The organism is Acidovorax sp. Q11, from assembly GCF_054950075.1.
In genome coordinates this window covers 1-455 of record NZ_JBUDZG010000101.1, presented here as the reverse complement: position 1 = coordinate 455, position 455 = coordinate 1, and the positions used below count along the sequence as shown (strand labels likewise).

Sequence of the window (455 nt, the reverse complement as noted above, 5' to 3'; positions counted from 1 at the left end):
ATCTTTCCGTTGGTCTGCGGATGGTACGGACTGCTGTGGCTGCTGCGCACGCCCAGGCGGATCAGCCAGACATCCAGGGTACTCAAGTGACCAGGGGCGCTGGGTGAGCCCCAGGGCGAGCCGTTGTCGGAATTGATGCGCGCAGGCATTCCATAGCGCTCAAAGACACCCTGCAGCAGCGTCTGGACCGTGGCAGCATCGGTCTTGCTGCAAGCCGTCGTGGCCAATGCGAAGCGCGAGTGATCGTCCAGCAGGGTCAGCGGCGAGCAACGCCCTGCGGCCGTCTCGAAGTAGCCCTTGAAATCCATCTGCCACAGGCCATTGGGCAGTTCGTGCTCGAAACGTTGCCATTCGCCTTGGGTCTCGTTGTCCGCTGGCGCGATCAGCCCATGGCGGTGCAACAGGTCCGTGACCGTGCTGGGGGCCGGCACCTGCTCATGGCCCAGATCCTGCAG

The 455-nt window shown here is 63.7% G+C and carries 1 protein-coding gene; it reads right to left on the bottom strand.

Annotated elements, in window-relative coordinates; all coding sequences use genetic code 11:
* The coding region (locus tag ACYZGB_RS22855; protein ID WP_462391277.1) for a DDE-type integrase/transposase/recombinase at positions 1-455 on the bottom strand (455 nt) is incomplete at both ends.